The organism is Rugamonas sp. GW822-FHT03B10, from assembly GCF_058801745.1.
In genome coordinates this window covers 97,249-115,110 of sequence record NZ_JBXANP010000015.1, presented here as the reverse complement: position 1 = coordinate 115,110, position 17,862 = coordinate 97,249, and the positions used below count along the sequence as shown (strand labels likewise).

Sequence of the window (17,862 nt, the reverse complement as noted above, 5' to 3'; positions counted from 1 at the left end):
GGCGCTGCTTTATACTGGCGGATTATTTACCGCAGTATCAACGCAAGAAGGCTGTCATGTCATTTTCCTCGCTGGGCCTCGCTCCCTCGCTTATCAACGCCGTGGCCGCCATCGGCTACCAGGAGCCCACCGCGATCCAGCGCGCCGCCATCCCCGCCATTTTGCGCGGCGAGGATGTGCTGGGGGCGGCGCAGACGGGATCGGGCAAGACGGCCGCCTTCGCGCTGCCGCTGCTGCAATCGCTGCTCGACAACCGCAGCGGCCCGCGCCAGTTGCATGGCCTGGTGCTGGTGCCCACGCGCGAGCTGGCGGCCCAGGTGGGCGAGTCGATCCGCCGGCTGGCGCAGCAGCTGACCATACCGGTCAAGGTGTCCATCGTGTTCGGCGGCGTGTCGATCAACCCGCAGATGATGGCGCTGCGCGGCGGTGCCGACATCGTGGTGGCCACGCCGGGCCGGCTGCTGGACCTGCTCGACCACAACGCGCTGAAGATTTCGCGCGCGGCCATGCTGGTGCTGGACGAGGCCGACCGCCTGCTGGACCTTGGCTTCAGCGAGGAGCTGGCGCGCATCCTGGAGCTGTTGCCGGCGCAGCGCCAGAACCTGTTTTTCTCGGCCACCTTCCCGCCGGACGTGCAGGCGCTGGCCGACCGCATGCTGCACCAGCCGACCCGCATCGAAGTGCTGTCCGAACCGGTCAGCAAGCCCGATATCGCGCAGCGCGCCATTGTGGTCGATGCGCCGCGCCGCACGCAGTTGCTCAAGCACCTGATCCTGGAGCAGAAATGGCCGCGCGTGCTGGTGTTCGTGGCGACCAAGTATGCGGCCGAACACGTGGCCGACAAGCTGCAGCGCAACGGCATCCGCGCGGGCGCCTTCCACGGTGAATTCAGCCAGGGCGCGCGCACCGAGGTGCTGGCCGACTTCAAGGCCAGCCGTTTGCAGGTGCTGGTGGCCACCGATGTGGCGGCGCGCGGCATCGACATTGCGCGCTTGCCGGCCGTGGTCAATTACGATCTGCCTCGTTCGGCCGTCGATTACACGCACCGCATCGGCCGCACCGGGCGCGCGGGCGAGAGCGGGGTGGCCGTCAGCTTCGTGAGCGCGGACACGGAAGCCCATTTCCGCCTGATCGAAAAGCGCAACGATATTTCGCTGCCGCGCGAGCAGATCGCTGGTTTCGAGCCGAAGGAGACGGCGGCCCCGGTCGCGACGGCGTCGGTGACGGATACCGTCAATGGTGGCGTCAAGGGCAAGCGCAAGAGCAAGAAGGACAAGTTGCGCGAGGCTGCGGCCCGCGCGGCGGCCGAGTACGGGCAAATTCAGCGGTAACTAGTCGTCATTGCTCCCCCGGAGCGATGACTTCCCGCGCAGGCGGGAATCTATAGACCGCACGCTTTAATCAGCGCATGCGTTCTATGGGTACCCGCCTTCGCGGGTACGACGGTCTTGGTGTCAGCGTTTTTCCAGCACCAGATCGATACGCCGTTGCAGACGCTGCTGCTCGCGCGTGTCGCCCGCCTGTTGCGCGCGCATGGCCTGCACGCCCAGCCATGCCAGCAGCGGACGGCGCCAACCCTGGGCCGACGCGGTATCGACGGCGCCCGCCAGCACGGCCGGCGTGGCGCGCCCCGTGCGCAGCAGTACGCCCGACGCGACCAGCCGGGCCAGCGGATCGGCGATGGCCTGCGCGGCCGCCGCCGCCGCCACATCGGTCTGCGCGGTGGCGACGGCGCGATGCTGTTCGGGCAGCAGCGCCGCATCCTGCGCGCGCAGCGTGCCGGCCAGGTAGGCCGAGTAGGCCAGGTCGGCCGGGCCGGCATCCTGGCGCAGCTGGTTGAAGCCCGTGCAATCGTCGAACACCAGCGCCGCCACGCGGGCGGCGCAGCGCACCAGTTCCGCCCTGATCACCAATGCCGGGTTGCCGGTGCTGGCCAGTTGCGCGCGGGCGCGCTTGAATTCGGCCGTTTCCACCAGCGCGTCGCCCTCCATGTAGGCCGTCACGCCCCGTTCGATGGCGTTGTGGGCGTTCATTTGCCATTCGGGCTGCGGCGGGTTGTTGCCGCATGCGGCCAGCAGCGCCAGCGCGCATGCCCCTGCTGCGATGTGCGCTTTCATGGAAGCTTGATCTCCGTATCCTGTTTGAACGGCCATTTGCGGTTGATCTCGTTGACCAGCTGTTCCACCCGCCGCAGACTGGTTTCCACCTCGGCGCGCAGCGTGCCCAGATCGGCCGAGGCGACGCGGGCGTTGCCGCTGATGACTTGCGCGTCGGCCAGCACGGCGTCCGCCTTTTTCAGGCTGGTGCGCGCGTCGGCCAGCAGGGCGTTGAGCTGGCGCACCGTGTCCTGGGCCTCGTTCACCATGCCGTTCTTGTCGAACAGGCGGCTGTCGGCGTGGGCCATCAGGCTGTCGGCCTTGCGCGTGGCCGCGTCCACCGTCACCAGCAGTTCGCTGGCGCGCTGCAGCAGCAGCTGCGCCTTCTTGTCGTCGCCCGCCACCAGGCTCATGGCGCCGCCCGGGCCATTGAGCTTGTCGGTCATGCCCTTGACGTTGCGCAGGCTCGCTTCAAGCGCCGAGCCTTCGCCCGTCAGCTGGTTCAGGTTCTGCAGCACGTCCTTCACGGCCGACAGGATGCGCGGGATTTCAGCCGTGGCGTCGCCCACCAGCAGCGGACGCTGGGCGCCGTCCGCCAGCGGCGGATCGGTGGGCACGCCGCTGTAGGCGCGCAGTTTGGCGCCGCCCACCACGGCCCGCTCCAGCGTGAAGATGCTGGAGCTACGCAGCCAGTGCGCGTCCTTTTGCGGCACGTCGATCACGACGCGGGCCTTGCCGTCCGGCGCCAGTTCGATGCGGCGCACCCGGCCGATGGGGAAGCCGGCGAAGGTCAGGTCCATGCCCACCACCACGCCCTCCGAATCGTCGGCTTGCAGCAGCAGGCGCTGGGTGGCTTCGAACGCGCCGCGCGCGTACATCAGGTACAGGGCGGTGGCGGCCACCAGCGCCACCATCAGCGCCAGCAGCAGGCCCGCCTTGAGCTCGGCGTAGCGCACGGGCGCGGCTTCGGGCGGTGGAGTGGGGGTGTCGGTCATGACGCGATCTCTCAGTAGTAGTTGCCCATCAGCGAGGCGATTTCGACCAGCAGCAGCACCGCGAACAGGCGCACCATGTCGGACAGGCCGTGCGTGAGCTTGCCCCGGTAGCTCTCGTCGTAGAACGAGGAGGCCATCGGGATCAGCCCCACCGCGAAGCTGAAGAACACGATCTTGAGCACCAGGATCAGCGACACGGCCGGCGTGAAGATTTGTCCCACCACGCGGGTGTAGCCGGGCAGGGCCCACGGCGTGAAGCCATAGATGGACAGGTAGGCCAGGGCCAGCGTCAGCACGCAGCTCATGGCCGCCAGCAGCCAGACGGCGAACACGCCGGCCGCCACGCGGGGGAAGAATTCCGTGCGCAACTGGGCCTTGTCGGGCGCGGCGGCCTGGTTGCGCAGCCGGTGCTGGGAGAATTCCAGGCCGGCCGGCAGCGTGGCGCGCAGGGCGACGAAGCCGGCCGCCGTCAACGGGATCAGCTCCAGCACCAGCACACGCACCACCAGCGCCAGCGCGTAGCGCGTGAGGCCGTAGCTCTGCGAGGTGACCACCACGATGCGGATCAACACCAGGCTCACCAGCGCCGACAGCACCGTGAACCACAGCAGGTTGGGCGCGGCCGCCCGCACCAGCTGGCGCGCCAGCAGCGGACGGTTGGCGCGGCCGTAGCTGGACGGCGACAGCGCCATGGCCCACATGCGCACGGCGAAATGCAGCAAGCGCCACCAGCTGGCCAGCCAGGCACGCGCGGCCGCTTCCAGGCGCCGCGCGGCGGCGAGGGTGGATGTGGAAGGATTCATCTTGTCAGTCTAGCATTTTTGACTGGGCCATGGCGCGCGGCCGGACTTGCTGGCCAGGACCACGTAGTCCAACCGGGCCGGTGCGATTCAGTGTACTGTAGGTGCTTTGTTGAGTTAACTGAATGGCATTCATGACGATTTCCTATCCTGTGCGCGCGGCCATCGCCGCCGCGCTGTTGGCCTGTGCCGCGCTGGCCCATGCCGGTGCGCCGCTGGCGCTGTCCGATGCGCTGCCCATCGGGCCGCAAGTCAAGGTGGGCAAACTGGCCAACGGCCTGACCTATTACATCCAGAAGAACGCGCGGCCGGAGCAGAAGGCGGAATTGCGATTGGTCGTGAAGGCCGGCTCCATCCTGGAGGACGAGGACCAGCAAGGCCTGGCCCACTTCACCGAGCACATGGCGTTCAACGGCTCCACCCATTTCAAGCGCAACGAGCTGGTGTCCTACCTGCAGGGCATCGGCGTGAAGTTCGGCGCCGACCTGAACGCTTACACCAGTTTCGACGAGACGGTGTACATCCTGCCCATTCCCACCGAGCGGCCGGCGGTGGTGGAACAGGGCTTCCAGGTGCTGGAGGACTGGGCGCACGGGCTGTCGTTCAACGAGGCCGACATCGACAGCGAGCGCGGTATCGTGCTGGAGGAACTGCGGCTGGGCAAAGGGCTGGAGGACCGCATGAACAAGGTGCTGATGCCCAAGCTGATGAATGGTTCGCGTTATGCGCAGCGCATGCCGATCGGGAAGGAGGACATCATCAAGACCTTCCGTCCCGAGGCGATCCGCCGCTTCTATCACGACTGGTACCGGCCGGACCTGATGGCCGTGGTGGTGGTGGGCGACGTGGACCCGGCGGCGGCGCAGCGCATGGTGGAGCGTCACTTCGGCGCGCTGGTCAACCCGGCCCACGAGCGGCCCCGCGACTATGCCGTGATCCCGCAGCGCCAGGCGTCCGAGGGCGTGGTGGTGACGGACAAGGAAGCCAATACCAATGGTGTCTACGTCCGCTATGGCATCGAGCCTGAACCGGTGCGCCGTACCGTGGGTGATTATCGCGCCGGCCTGATCGAGGGCTTGTACGGCGCCATGCTGGGTCAGCGCATGGCCGAACTGACGCAGCAGGCCAATCCGCCATTCATCCAGGGCGGCAGCAGCATGGCCAGGGTGGCGCATGGTTATCGTTCGTTCCGCGCCGGGGCCGTGCTGGGCAAAGGCGGCGCGGCGCCCGCCATCGCCGCGCTGGTGCAGGAGGATGAGCGTGCGCGCCAGTTCGGTTTCACGGAGGCCGAGCTGGAACGGGCCCGGAAGAACATGCTGCGCAGTTTCGAGCGCGGCTACAACGAGCGCGACAAATCCAATTCGGCCGGTTATGCGGCCGAGTACATCCGCCACTTCCTGGAGCAGGAGCCGATACCGGGCATCGCCAACGAATATGACTACGTGCGCCAGCTGGTGCCCGGCATCACGCTGGCCGAAGTGAACGCGGCCGCGCGGGCCGCGATTCCATCGGGCGGCAACAAGCTGGTGATCTACGCCGGCAGCGACCGGGCCGAGGCGCCGATCCCCTCGCAAGCCGAGTTGCTGGCGGCCGTGGAGGCGGCCGAGCGCAAGCCGGTGCAGGCCCAGACCGAGAAGGTGCTGGCCAGCGCCTTGATGGCGCAGCCGCCCAAGGCCGGCACCATCGTCAGCCAGAGTGTGGACCCGGCGCTGGGCCTGACCCGTCTCACGTTCAGCAATGGCGTGCAGGCGGTGCTCAAGCCGACCGACTTCAATAACGACCAGGTGCTGATGTCGGCGCTGCGCTTCGGCGGCCAGTCGCTGTTTGGCGACGCGGACATCGTCAACGCGCGCTACGCCAGCGCCATCGTGGGGCAGATGGGGCTGCACGACTATTCGCCGACGGATCTGAGCAAGGTGCTGGCCGGGAAGGCCGCCGCCACCAGCGCCACGGTGAGCAACCTGAGCGAGATGCTGAGCGGGCAGTCCGGCAAGGCGGATGTGGAAACCATGCTGCAGCTGACCTACCTGCAGATGACGGAACCGCGCCGCGACCGCGCCATTTTCGATTCCTTCGTGGGCAAGCAGAAGGAACTGGCGCGCAACAGCCTGTCGCGTCCGGAAGCCGTGTTCGGCGACACCATCATCGGCACGCTGTACGCCAACAACGCGCGGGTGGCGCGCGCGCCGCGCCCGGAGGACTTCGACCGCATCGACCTGGACCGGGTGTTCGACATTTACCGCAGCCGCCTGTCCAGCGCCAGGGACTTCACGTTCTTCATCGTCGGCAGTTTCGACGTGGAGCGCATCAAGCCGCTGCTGGCCACTTATCTGGGCGGCCTGCCCACGCCCGAGGTGCCGGTGCAGTACAAGGACTGGGGCGTGCGCCCGATCAGGGGCGTCGTCAAGAAGGAAGTGCGCATGGGCGCGGAGCCCAAGAGCACCATCTCGATCACGTTCACCGGCACGGCCGATTATTCCGACGATGAGCAAATGCGGCTGCAGGCGCTGCTGGAGGCGCTCAACATCAAGCTGCTGGAAGTGCTGCGCGAGCAGCAGGGCCTGATCTACGGCGGCGGCATGTCCGGCGCATTGACCAAGGTGCCGTACGGCGGCTACGCCATCAGCATCAACCTGCCATGCGCCCCGGAGAACGTGGACAAGGTGATCGCCGCCACCTTCGCGGAGATCGCCAAGGTCAAGGAGCGGGGCGTCACGCCTGAGGATCTGGACAAGGTGCGCGCCGCCTGGTCCAGCAACTACCACAAGGGCTTGCGCGAGAACGGCTACTGGCTGGGGCAGTTGCAGCTGGCGCGGATCAACGGCACCGATCCGGCTGCGCTGCTGACGTATGAACAGCGGGCCGCCGCCATCCACGCGGCGGACCTGAAACAGACGGCGCGCCGCTACTTCGATATGGACAATTACCTGCAGGTGGTGTTGTATCCGGCCCAATAGCGCACCGGCCCGCCCGTTTGGAGGAAAAGCTCTATTCGGCGGGGCGCCGCGGCGAAACTGCTACACTGTGGGCTGAAATTCACTGCGACAGGCAAGAGGCAAGACCATGGCGAAGAAAAAAGAAGAGCTGGACGAGGAAACGATGGCGCTGATCCAGTGGTGCATCGAGGTGGAAGGTTTTCTGGTGGCCGGCGGCGCCACGCAGCAGCAGGCGCAGGAGCACATCGAGGAACAGGTCGAGTGGTTCACCGACCAGTTCTACGATGGCCTGACCCCGGAGGAAGCGGCCAAGGAAGCGCTGGCCTGATCCGGGCGCTGACCCGGCCGCCCGCGCGGCGGCCGGTCGTACGGCGCCATGCCGTACAATAGCGCCCATTCCGCAAGCACCGGCCGCGCCAGTCCGCGCCGCCGCCCCCATACGCATGACGTCCGATCCGCACGACAATCCGGCAGCACCGGCCTTCCGCCCGGACCTGGTCCGCTGGCGCCAGCTCGTCACGCCCGCCTGGCTGGCCGCCGTGCTGGCCGGCCGGCCCGTGGCCGAAGCGCCGCCGCCCGACTGGCGCCTGTTCGAAGTGGGGTGCGACGGCGCCGCCGCCTTTGCCCAGGCCCACATCCCCGGCGCCGGCTACATCGACACCAACCAGCTGGAACAGGCGCCGCTGTGGAACAAGGTGTGCGACCAGGCCTTGCTGCGCCTGCTGCTGGCCTGCGGCATCGGGCACGACAGCACGGTGGTGCTGTACGGCCGTAACAACCTGGCCGCCGCCCGCGCCGCCCACCTGATGCTGTACGCCGGCGTGCGCGACGTGCGCCTGCTCGATGGCGGCTACGCCTTGTGGCAGGCGGGCGGCCATCCGTCCGTGGCCGGCGCGGCGCGGCGCTACCCCGGCGTGGCCAGCTTCGGCGTGCCGTTCCCGGCCCGACCCGAATACCTGATCGGCATAGCACAGGCGCGCGCCTTGCTGCAAGCGCCGGACGGGGCGCTGGTCAGCATCCGCACCTGGAATGAATTTATTGGCAAGATTTCGGGGTATAGTTACATCGCCGCGCGGGGCGACATTCCGGGCGCCCTGTGGGGCCGGGCCGGCAACGACGACGATGTGAACAGCATGAGCGACTTCCATCGGCCCGACGGCAGCATGAAACCGGCCAGCGAGATTTGCCGGCAGTGGCGCGAGGCGGGCATCGTCCGCCAGCGCCGCATGGCTTTTTACTGCGGCACCGGCTGGCGCGCGTCGCTGGCCTTCTTTTACGCCTGGCTGATGGACTGGCCGCATATCAGCGTGTACGACGGCGGCTGGTGCGAGTGGAGCGGCGACCCGGCCAACGCCGTCGTCTGCCGCACGGGAACAGGGTAGCGCGCCGGCGGCCACCATGCCGGGATTGGCGCAGCTAGCCGTCTGGGGGAGACATGATGGACAAGGGCAGCATGGAAATCGCACACGGCGCCGCCGCGCTGGCGCCGCCACCGGCGCCGGGACGGCGCATCGCCGACTTGCCGGGGCCGAAGGGGCGCCCGTTCACGGGGAACCTGGCGGCCATCAACCGCCGGCCGTTCCACCAGGTGCTGGAGGATTGGGGTCGCCAGTACGGCCCCCTGTACCGCTTCAACATCATGCGCAAGCAATTCCTCGTCACCTCCGACCGCGACGTGATCGCCGGGCTGCTGCGCGACCGGCCCGACGTCATGCGCCGTTCCGCGCGCACGGCGCAGATGCTGGAGGAGGTGGGCACGCGCGGCCTGTTCACGGCCGAGGGCGACGAGTGGCGCCGCCAGCGCAAGCTGGTGATGCGCGCCCTCACGCCGGAGGTGATCCACGGCTTCTTTCCCACCCTGGGCATGATGACGGAGCGCTTGCAACGGCGCTGGAGCGCGGCCATCGCGGCCGGGCGCCCGGTGGACGTGCTGCGCGACCTGAAGGCCTACACGCTGGACGTGACGATAGGCTTGGCCATGGGCCAGGACATCAACACGCTGGAGCTGGAGGACAATCCGCTGCAGCGCGATATCGAATTCCTGTTCAACCGCGTGGCGCGGCGGCTGACGACGGCGCTGCCGTACTGGCGCGTGTCGCTGCTCAAGCGCGCCTCCGACCGCGAGGCCGACGCGGCCGCCGCCCGCATCCAGCAGGCCGTGCTGGGCTTCATCGCACAGACCCGCAGGCGCCTGGCGGAGCAGCCGGCGCTGCGCCAGAAGCCCTCGAACATGCTTGAAGCGCTGGTGATCGCCTGCGATGAACCGGGTTCCGGCTTCACCGACGCGGGCGTGGTGGGCAACGCCATCACCATGGTGTTCGCCGGCGAGGACACCACCTCCAACACGACGGCCTGGCTGATCGACTTCCTGGCGCGCGACCCGGCGGCGGCCGCCGCGCTGGCCGCCGAGGCGGACCGGGTGCTGGGCGCCGATCCCGTGCTGCGCGACTACCGTCTGCTGGAGCAGCTCCATTACGTGGACGCGGCCACCCGCGAAGCCATGCGGCTCAAACCGGTGGCGCCGTTCCTGGCCGTGGAACCCACGCGCGACGTGATGCTGGGCGACCTGGCGGTGCCGGCCGGCACGGTGATCTTCACGATGACGCGGCTGGCCGCGCAACGCGACTGCGAACTGGCGCGGCCCGACGAATTCCTGCCCCAGCGCTGGCTGGACGCCGCGGCCGAGCGCGGCGACGACCCTGGCCGCAAGCTGTTCCCGTTCGGCGGCGGCCCCCGTTTCTGCCCGGGCCGTTATCTGGCCATGGCAGAGATCAAGATGGTGATGGCTATGCTGGCGCGCCATTTCACGATCGCGCCCGTGCCCGGCGCCGCCCCGGCCGAGGAGACCTTCACCTTCACCAATTCGCCCAGCGCCTTGCCCGTCAGCTTGCTGGCGCGCCGGACCTGAGCGCGAAAAAGTGCTAGGCTAGCGTGTATCCAAGACGATGTCGCCAGCGGAGGCTCCCATGCTTAAAAAAATCATTCCCGCTTGCGTGGCCGTGGCCCTGTGCGCGCTGGCGGCCGCTGGCGGGCAGGCCGCGCCGCTGCGCCACGACCATCCGCTGATCGGCACCTGGCAGATCACGCTGGCCGATGGCTCGTGCAGTGAAACCTATCATATCCACGACGATGGCAGCAGCCTGGTCACGAGCAACGAGGAGGTGGCCGAATCGGCCTTCGACGTGGCCGACCAGCCCGACACGCTGGGCTTCTACAAGCACGTGGACACCATCATCAAGGACAACGGCAAGCCCGATTGCACGGGCGAGGTGACGGAGGTGGGGCATGTGGCCACCAGCTACATCCTGTTCCACCCCAGCGGCGACATGTTCCTGATGTGCTTCGAGCGCGACACCCACAGCTGCATCGGCCCCTTCATCCGGGTGCGCGGCAGCACCACCTGAGCCGGCGCCGGGCGCCCCGGCTCAGCCACGCTCGCGGAACGCGCCCGGGTTCATGCCCGACCATTCCTTGAACGCGTGATTGAACGCGCTTTGCTCCTGGTAGCCGAGCAGGAAGGCGATATCGACCAGGCTCAGTTCCGGCTGGCCCAGGTAGTCGCGCGCCAGCGCGAAGCGGGCCTGGTCCAGCACCTGCTGGAAGGTGGCGCCCGCGTCGCTCAGCTTGCGCTGCAGCGTGCGCGGCGACAGTTTGAGCTCGTCGGCGATGGAGGCCAGCCGCACCTGGCCCTGGGCCAGGTTGCGCACGATGGCGTCGTGCACCAGCTGGTTGATGCCGGCCCCGGCCCGTGCCCGCGATTGCAGCAGCTGTTCGGCGTGCTGCCGCAGCACCGGATAGAGGCCCGTGTCCGCGTTCGGCACGGGCCAGGACAGCAGCTGCGCGTCGAAGCTGGCCGTGTTGGCCGGGGCGTTGAAGCGGGGCAGGGCGCCGAACACGCGCAGATATTCGTCATGGCCGGCCGGATCGCCGCCGGCGTGGCCGAGCGCCAGTTCGGCCGGTGGCAGCGTCGTCCCGGCCAGCCAGTTGCCGAACACGCGGATGCCGGCGAACACGCTGTCGGTCAGGTGGCGCCGGTCCGGCCCGTAGTGGCAATGCCAGGTGTAGTGGGCCATGCCATCGCTCACGCGCAGGGCCGAGCGCCCGAGGTCGTGCGCCAGCTGCTCGTAGCGCATGGTCTGCTCGAAGGCCTGTCCGAAGTCGCGGCAACTGAGCAGGACCAGGCCGTACACGTTGTAGGTGCCCAGCTTGAAGCGTTCGCCCACGTGCAGGCCGAAATGGGGATCGCCGGCCAGGTCGGCGCCCGCGTCGAGCAGGCGCACGTAGTCGTCGGCGGCCAGCGATTCGGGCAGCGGGGTCAGGGCGCCGGAGGGCAGGCCTGCGGCCCGTTCCAGTTCACCCGTCCGCACGCCGCGCGCGGCGGCCGCCTCCAGCAGCGGCTGCAGATAGGAGCCGGCCACGCGCCCGCCGCGCGGCGCGCGCGCGTCAGGCGTGGCGCTTGGCATGATAGAACAATGCGGATGTCATGAATACGCAATACCTCGTGTGGGTTCTGTCTTATTCTGCTGCCATGATTAGCCAGGTGCGCGCCAGTATAACAATTGCTGCAAGCGCGCCGCAACGTGGACGAGAAAACGATGAGACGCTGGAACGGTTGGGGTGACGACACCATAGAATTCGCGCTGGGCGAGGACGCGCTGGGCTTCCTGGCGCAGCGCATCGGGGGCGGCACGCCGTTCCCAGACGCCGCCTTCGAGTCGGCTTGCGCGCAATTGCGCCCGTCGCGGCTGGCGCCCCATCGCCTGATCGACACGACGCCCGCCGTCCGCCTGCGCAACGCGCTGGGCCAGAGCCTGCCCGACTGGCTGCGCCTGCGCTACGGCGCCATCGACACGGCGCCCGACGGCGTGGCCTACCCGGAAAGCCCGGAGCAGGTGCGCGAACTGCTGGACTACGCGGCCGAACACCATGTGGCGTTGATTCCACAGGGCGGCGGCACCAGCGTGGCCGGCCACCTGACGGCGCCGGGCGGCCCGCGCCCCGTGCTGGCCGTGAACCTGACGCGCCTGCGCAACCTGCTCAGCCTCGACACCCAGTCGCAGCTGGCCACGTTCGGCGCCGGCGTGTTCGGTCCGGACCTGGAGGCGCAACTGCGCGCCCACGGCTACACGCTCGGCCACTTCCCCCAGTCGTTCGAATATTCGACGCTGGGCGGCTGGGTGGTCACGCGCTCGTCGGGCCAGCAATCGCTGCGTTACGGCCGCATCGAGCAGATGTTCAGGGGCGGCAAGGTGGAGACGCCGGCCGGCACGCTCGACATCCCCACCTTCCCCGCCTCGGCCGCCGGCACCGACCTGCGCGAACTGGTGCTCGGTTCCGAAGGCCGGCTCGGCATCCTGACGGAAGCGACCGTGCGCGTGACGCCGCTGCCCGAGTATGAATCGTTCCACGCCGTGTTCTTCCCCGATTGGGATCGGGCCGAGCAGGCCGTGCGCGCCGTGGTGCAGGCCGGCCTGTCGCTGTCCATGCTGCGCCTGTCCAATCCGCTGGAGACGGTCACCATGCTGGCGCTGGCCGGCCACAAGACGTTGATCGGCGCGCTGGAAACGTGGCTGCGCCTGCGCGGCTGCGGCGAAGGCAAGTGCATGCTGATGATAGGCGTGAGCGGCCGCAAAGCCGCCGCCAGGGCCGCCCTGAAGGACGCGCTGGCGCTCACGCGCGCGCGCGGCGGCGTGCACATCGGCCGCCACATGGGCGACAAGTGGAAGCAGAACCGCTTCCGCAACGTCTACCTGCGCAACGCGGCCTGGCAGCACGGCTACGCCATCGACACGGTGGAAACGGCCGTCGACTGGCCGCGCGTGGCCGGCATGATGGGGGCCGTGGAGGCGGCCGCCACGGCGGCGCTGGGCCAGCACGGCGAGAAAGTGCACACCTACACCCACCTGTCGCACCTGTACACGCAGGGCGCCAGCGTGTACACCACCTTCGTCTACCGCCTGGCCGGCAATTTCGAGCAGGATCTGGCACGCTGGCGCACGCTCAAGCAGGCCGTGAGCCAGGCCATCGTGGCCAATGGCGGCACCATCAGCCACCAGCATGGCGTGGGCAGCGACCACGCGCCCTACATCGCGGCGGAAAAAGGAGCGCTGGGCCTGAGCGCCATGGGCGCGCTGTTCCGGCACTTCGACCCGCAGCAGATCATGAACCCCGGCAAACTGCTGCCGTCCGAGGCCGTGCCGTCATGAGCGCGCACTGGAACAGCGGTGGGCGGGCCGGCGCGGCCGAGCTGCTGACGCGCGACTGGGACCTGGTCGTGATCGGCGGCGGCATCACGGGCGCCGGCATCCTGCTGGAGGCGGCGCGGCGCGGCCTGAAGACGCTGCTGGTCGAACAGCGCGATTTCGCATGGGGCACGTCCAGCCGCTCGTCCAAGCTGGTGCACGGCGGCTTGCGCTATCTGAAGGAGGGCAAGTTCGGCCTCACGCGCGAGTCCGTGCACGAACGCCAGCAGCTGCTGCGCGACGCGGCCGGGCTGGTGGAGCCGCAAAGCTTCGCGTTCGGCGATTACCAGGGCCGCAAGCCGGGCCGCCGCATGTTCCTGCTCGGCCTGGCCATCTACGATCTGATGGCGGGCCAGCGTGCGCGCCACTATTTCCCCCATGATGATTTCCTGGCGCTGGCGCCCAACATCGCCGACGCCGGCCTGCAGGGCGGTATGTGCTACACCGACGCCAAGACCGACGACGCGCGGCTGGTGCTGCGCGTGCTGGGCGAGGCGCAGCGGCACGGCGGCGTGGCGCTCAACTACATGGCGGTGGAATCGCTGCTGCGTTCCGGGGGCCATGGCGGCAAGGTGTGCGGCGCGCGCGTGCGCGACGGCGTGACGGGGCAGCCGCATGAAGTGCGGGCGCGGCTCGTCATCAGCGCCACCGGCGCCTGGGCCGACGGCCTGCGGGCGCAGGGCGGGGCGGCGCCCCGGCTGCGGCCACTGCGCGGCAGCCACCTGGTGCTGCCGGCCTGGCGATTGCCGCTGGCGCAGGCTGTGAGCCTGATGCATCCGGCCGATGGCCGTCCCGTGTTCGCCTTCCCGTGGGAGGGTGTGACCCTGGTGGGCACGACGGACGTCGACCACAAGGGCGACATGGCGCGCGAGGCCGCCATCACCCGGGCCGAGGTCGATTACCTGATGGCGGCGCTGCACGACCAGTTCCCGCAACTGGGTTTGCAGGAGAGCGACATTGTGGCCAGCTACGCGGGCGTGCGCCCCGTGATCGACAGCGGCAAGAGCGATCCGTCCAAGGAAGGGCGCGACCATGCGCTGTGGCTGGAGGACGGCCTGTTGACCGTCACCGGCGGCAAGATGACCACCTTCCGCGTGATCGCGCTCGACGCGTTGCGCAAGGCCGCCACGCTGCTGCCGGACTGGCGCGACAAGCTGGAACCGCGTCCGATCTTCGATGCGGCCGCGCCGCTGCGCTACGACCGCCGGCTATCGGTGACGCAGGCGGAGCGCCTGCAGGGCCGCTACGGCGCCCAGGCGCAGGCGCTGGTTGACGCGGCCCACGAGGGCGAGCTGGCCACCATACCGGGCACGCAAACGCTGTGGGTCCAGCTGCGCTGGGCCGCGCGCTGCGAATCGGTGCAGAAGCTGGACGACCTGCTGCTGCGCCGCAGCCGCATCGGCATCCAGCTGCGCGGCGGCGGGGTGGAGATCCTGCCGCGCGTGCGCGCCATCTGCCAGCAGGAGCTGGGTTGGAGCGACCAGCGCTGGGATGACGAACAGCGCGCCTATCTGGCATTATGGGCCAGCCACTACAGCCTGCCGGCGCAGCGCGCCGCCACCATCTAGAACAAGAACGACATGGCCGAACAATATCTTCTCTCCATCGACAACGGCACCCAGAGCGTGCGCGCGCTACTGTTCGATTTGCACGGCAACCTGGCGGCCAAGACCCAGGTCCATCTGCAGCCGTACTTCTCGGACAATCCCGGCTGGGCCGAGCACAGCGCGGACGGCTACTGGAAGGCCGTGTGCGTGGCCTGCCAGCGGTTGTGGGCGGAAACGGACATACCCAAGTCCGCCATCAAGGGCGTGGCCGTCACCACCCAGCGCGGCACGGTCATCAATCTCGATAAGGACGGCAACCCGCTGCGCCCGGCCATCACCTGGCTGGACCAGCGCCGCACGGAGCAGGTGCCGCCGCTGAACGCGCTGTGGCGCACGGCCTTCAAGGTGGCCGGCGTGAGCAGCACCATCGAATACTTCCGGCGCGAAGCCGAGATCAACTGGATCGCCGCCCACCAGCCCGACATCTGGGCCAAGACCGACAAGTTCCTGCTGCTGTCCGGCTTCCTCAACTACCGCTTGTGCGGGCGCATGGTCGACTCCATCGGCTCGCAGGTCGCCTATCTGCCATTCGATTACAAGGGCCACAAGTGGGCCGGCAAGCGTGACTGGAAGTGGCAGGCGCTGGCCATCAAACCGGACATGCTGCCGGAGCTGGTGGAGCCGGGCACGGTGATCGGCGCCATCACGGCCGCCGCCGCCGAGGCCACCGGCATCCCGGCCGGCACGCCGCTGGTGGCCGCCGCCGCCGACAAGGCGTGCGAGGTGATCGGCGCCGGCGGGCTGGCGCCGCACATCGGCTGCCTCAGTTACGGCACCACGGCCACCATCAACACCACCACCAGAAAATACGTGGAGGTCACGCCGTTCATCCCGCCGTATCCGGCCGCCATTCCGGGGGCCTACAGCACCGAGGTGCAGATCTTCCGCGGCTACTGGATGGTGAACTGGTTCAAGGAGCAGTTCGGCCACCTGGAGCAGGCCACGGCCAGCGAACGGGGCACGGCGCCGGAGGCCATGTTCGACCAGCTGGTCGAGCAGGTGCCGCCCGGTTCCATGGGCCTGATGCTGCAACCGTACTGGAGTCCCGGTATCCGCGTGCCGGGGCCGGAGGCCAAGGGCGCCATGATCGGCTTTGGCGACGTGCACACGCGCGCCCATATGTACCGCGCCATCCTCGAAGGGCTGGCCTATGCGCTGCGCGAGGGCAAGGAGCGCATCGAGAAGCGCAGCGGCGTGGCCGTGACGGAGTTGCGCGTGGCCGGCGGCGGCTCGCAGAGCGACGCGGCGATGCAGCTGACGGCCGACATCTTCGGCCTGCCGGCCGCGCGCGCGCACGTGTACGAGACGTCGGGCCTGGGCGCGGCCATCGCCATCGCGGCCGGGCTGGGACTGCACCCGGACTTCGACGCCGCCATCCGCGCCATGACGCGCACGGGCCGCGTGTTCCAGCCCAACGCTGCCAACCAGCGGATGTACGACCGGCTGTACCGGCGCGTCTACCTGAAGATGTACGAGCGCCTGCAGCCCATGTACGCCGAGATCGCGGCCATCACCGGCTATCCGGAACAGCTGTAGGGGGCAGCGCGCTCAGCGCGCAGTGAGCGCCTTGATGGCGTCCAGGGCCGCGTTGCCGGGCAGGGTGGCCTGCACCTGGTTGCGGCCACTCTCCTTGGCCACGTACATGGCGCGGTCGGCCGCCACGAACAGCGATTCCGTGCTGTCGAGCTGGTGCGGCAGGATGGTCGAGACGCCGATGCTGACCGTGATCCACGGCGAGGTGGACGAACGCGGATGGGGCAGCTGCAGCGACTCCACGTGGGCGCGGATCGATTCGGCCAGCAGGTAGGCCGAATCGGCGTCCGTCTCCGCGAACAGCAGCACGAACTCCTCGCCGCCGTAGCGGGCCGCCAGGTCGGTGGGGCGCAGCGCGTGCGAGGCGATGGCCTGCGCCACCTGCTGCAGGCAGGCGTCGCCGGCCGGGTGGCCCAGCGTGTCGTTGTACAGCTTGAAGTGATCCACGTCCAGCACCACCAGCGACAGCGGCATGCCGCTGCGCAGGGCGCGCTGCCATTCCTTTTCCAGGAAGGCGTCGAAGTGGCGGCGGTTGGCGATCATGGTCAGCGGATCGACCATGGCCGCGCGCTGCAGCGCGTCCTCCGACTGCTTGTGGTGGGTGATGTCGTGCAGCAGGCCGATGAACAGCGGCTGGCGCAGATACATGGGCGTGAGCGTGAGGTCCATGCACACGGAACTGCCGTTGCGGTGGCGGATGATCACCTCGCGCGTGCCGTGGTTGTGGGCCGTCTGCGGCGCGGCCGCGTAGCGCTCGAAGTAGTCCAGGTATTCCTGCGCCACCATGGGGTTGAGCAGGTCGGTGATGGAGCGCCCGGCCAGTTCGTTCTCCTGGTAGCCCAGGTATTTGTCGCAGGCCGGGTTGGTGAACTGGATGCGGCCGTCCGCCTCGATGATCAGCAAGCCCTCGGCCATGTTGTTGACGATGGTGCGCAGGCGCTCGGCCTGCTCCTCCTGGTTCTCGCTGTTGCTGCGGATTTGCAGCTGGGTGCGCACGCGGGCGCACACTTCTGCCATGCGCAGCGGCTTGCCGATGTAGTCCACGGCGCCGATGTCGAAGCCGGCCACCACGTCCTCCGTCTCGGTGCGCGCGCTCATGAAGATGACGGGGATGCGCTGGGTGGCGGCGTGGCTCTTGAGCTGGCGGCAGGTCTCGAATCCATCCATGCCGGGCATGACCACGTCCAGCAGGATCAGGTCCGGATGGACGCGGCGCGCGATCTGCAGCGCCCGTTCGCCGGAGGTGGCGACGAAGGTCTGGTAACCCTGCTGCACCATCATCTTGCGCAGCACGCCGAGATTGTCCGGCGCGTCGTCCACGATCAGGATGGCGGCGTCGCGCCGCGATGCGGCGGCGACGGGGCTGAGGGCGGAATGGTGTGCGCTTGCGTACAAAGGCTGGCCTGACGGTAAGGTGACTATCCGTCCAAATAATACCGCTTTGCAATGTGCAATTGTGAAAAAAAATGCAGGCTTATTCGAGGGAAACCTCAGAATTTATGCGGGACTGCCGTAAATGCGGTGATTTGCATGCATTTTTGGCATGCTTGCCATTTCCGAAGGGAATTTTTGTTACTTTTGGTGATAAAGTGGCGGCGCACAACGGTGTGCCGCCGGTGCCGCCACGGCGCGCCGCCGCCGGTGGTGCCGGCG

The 17,862-nt window shown here is 68.5% G+C and carries 14 protein-coding genes; 9 read left to right on the top strand and 5 right to left on the bottom strand.

From position 1 onward, the window contains the following. Window positions 1–56: 56 nt before the first annotated feature. Window positions 57–1,331 carry a DEAD/DEAH box helicase gene (locus tag AC1RQG_RS21065; protein WP_493134259.1) on the top strand — a complete coding sequence of 425 codons (1,275 nt, stop codon included), beginning with the start codon at window positions 57–59 and terminating at the stop codon, window positions 1,329–1,331. Between the two features lie 123 nt (window positions 1,332–1,454). On the opposite strand, the gene AC1RQG_RS21060 is transcribed toward AC1RQG_RS21065, so the two are convergent. The 3 genes from AC1RQG_RS21060 to AC1RQG_RS21050 are packed head-to-tail and all read right to left on the bottom strand — an operon-like array spanning window position 1,455 to window position 3,894. After that, the gene (locus AC1RQG_RS21060; RefSeq protein WP_493134257.1) at window positions 1,455–2,117 is read right to left on the bottom strand and encodes a hypothetical protein; all 663 of its coding nucleotides are present in this window, start codon (window positions 2,115–2,117) and stop codon (window positions 1,455–1,457) included. Further along, window positions 2,114–3,091: an MlaD family protein gene (locus AC1RQG_RS21055; protein ID WP_493134255.1), complete on the bottom strand. Its 978-nt coding sequence runs from the start codon at window positions 3,089–3,091 to the stop codon at window positions 2,114–2,116. The genes AC1RQG_RS21060 and AC1RQG_RS21055 overlap by 4 nt, the downstream gene beginning before the upstream one ends. An 11-nt stretch (window positions 3,092–3,102) precedes the next feature. After that, window positions 3,103–3,894, bottom strand: a complete 792-nt coding sequence (locus AC1RQG_RS21050; RefSeq protein WP_493134252.1) for an MlaE family ABC transporter permease — start codon at window positions 3,892–3,894, stop codon at window positions 3,103–3,105. A gap of 131 nt (window positions 3,895–4,025) precedes the next feature. Here AC1RQG_RS21050 and AC1RQG_RS21045 point away from each other — a divergent pair, with 131 nt between their 5' ends. The 5 genes from AC1RQG_RS21045 to AC1RQG_RS21025 all read left to right on the top strand — a co-directional run bounded on the left by AC1RQG_RS21045 (window position 4,026) and on the right by AC1RQG_RS21025 (window position 10,231). Beyond that, entirely contained in the window at window positions 4,026–6,848 is a 2,823-nt protein-coding gene (locus AC1RQG_RS21045) for a M16 family metallopeptidase (protein WP_493134250.1), read from the top strand. A 106-nt stretch (window positions 6,849–6,954) separates the two neighbouring features. Further along, window positions 6,955–7,155 carry a hypothetical protein gene (locus AC1RQG_RS21040; RefSeq protein ID WP_493134248.1) on the top strand — a complete coding sequence of 67 codons (201 nt, stop codon included), beginning with the start codon at window positions 6,955–6,957 and terminating at the stop codon, window positions 7,153–7,155. A gap of 115 nt (window positions 7,156–7,270) precedes the next feature. After that, window positions 7,271–8,209 (top strand): sulfurtransferase, encoded by a 939-nt coding sequence (locus AC1RQG_RS21035; RefSeq protein ID WP_493134246.1) that lies wholly within the window; start codon window positions 7,271–7,273, stop codon window positions 8,207–8,209. Between the two features lie 71 nt (window positions 8,210–8,280). Continuing rightward, window positions 8,281–9,735, top strand: a complete 1,455-nt coding sequence (locus tag AC1RQG_RS21030; RefSeq protein ID WP_493134244.1) for a cytochrome P450 — start codon at window positions 8,281–8,283, stop codon at window positions 9,733–9,735. Window positions 9,736–9,793: 58 nt separating this feature from the next. After that, complete coding sequence (locus AC1RQG_RS21025; protein ID WP_493134243.1) at window positions 9,794–10,231, top strand: hypothetical protein; 438 nt, start codon at window positions 9,794–9,796, stop codon at window positions 10,229–10,231. A gap of 21 nt (window positions 10,232–10,252) precedes the next feature. On the opposite strand, the gene AC1RQG_RS21020 is transcribed toward AC1RQG_RS21025, so the two are convergent. Further along, window positions 10,253–11,290 (bottom strand): AraC family transcriptional regulator, encoded by a 1,038-nt coding sequence (locus tag AC1RQG_RS21020; RefSeq protein WP_493134242.1) that lies wholly within the window; start codon window positions 11,288–11,290, stop codon window positions 10,253–10,255. A 132-nt stretch (window positions 11,291–11,422) separates the two neighbouring features. Here AC1RQG_RS21020 and AC1RQG_RS21015 point away from each other — a divergent pair, with 132 nt between their 5' ends. The 3 genes from AC1RQG_RS21015 to AC1RQG_RS21005 are packed head-to-tail and all read left to right on the top strand — an operon-like array spanning window position 11,423 to window position 16,212. Further along, window positions 11,423–13,033, top strand: coding sequence for an FAD-binding oxidoreductase (locus AC1RQG_RS21015; RefSeq protein ID WP_493134241.1), 1,611 nt, complete (start codon window positions 11,423–11,425; stop codon window positions 13,031–13,033). Next, a complete protein-coding gene (locus AC1RQG_RS21010; protein ID WP_493134239.1) occupies window positions 13,030–14,637 on the top strand; it encodes a glycerol-3-phosphate dehydrogenase/oxidase in 1,608 nt (535 codons plus the stop codon). Before AC1RQG_RS21015 ends, AC1RQG_RS21010 begins: the two co-directional genes overlap by 4 nt. Window positions 14,638–14,649: 12 nt before the next feature. Continuing rightward, a complete protein-coding gene (locus AC1RQG_RS21005; protein WP_493134237.1) occupies window positions 14,650–16,212 on the top strand; it encodes an FGGY-family carbohydrate kinase in 1,563 nt (520 codons plus the stop codon). 12 nt (window positions 16,213–16,224) lie between these two features. On the opposite strand, the gene AC1RQG_RS21000 is transcribed toward AC1RQG_RS21005, so the two are convergent. Beyond that, window positions 16,225–17,604 carry a diguanylate cyclase gene (locus AC1RQG_RS21000; protein WP_493134235.1) on the bottom strand — a complete coding sequence of 460 codons (1,380 nt, stop codon included), beginning with the start codon at window positions 17,602–17,604 and terminating at the stop codon, window positions 16,225–16,227. Window positions 17,605–17,862 lie beyond the last annotated feature (258 nt).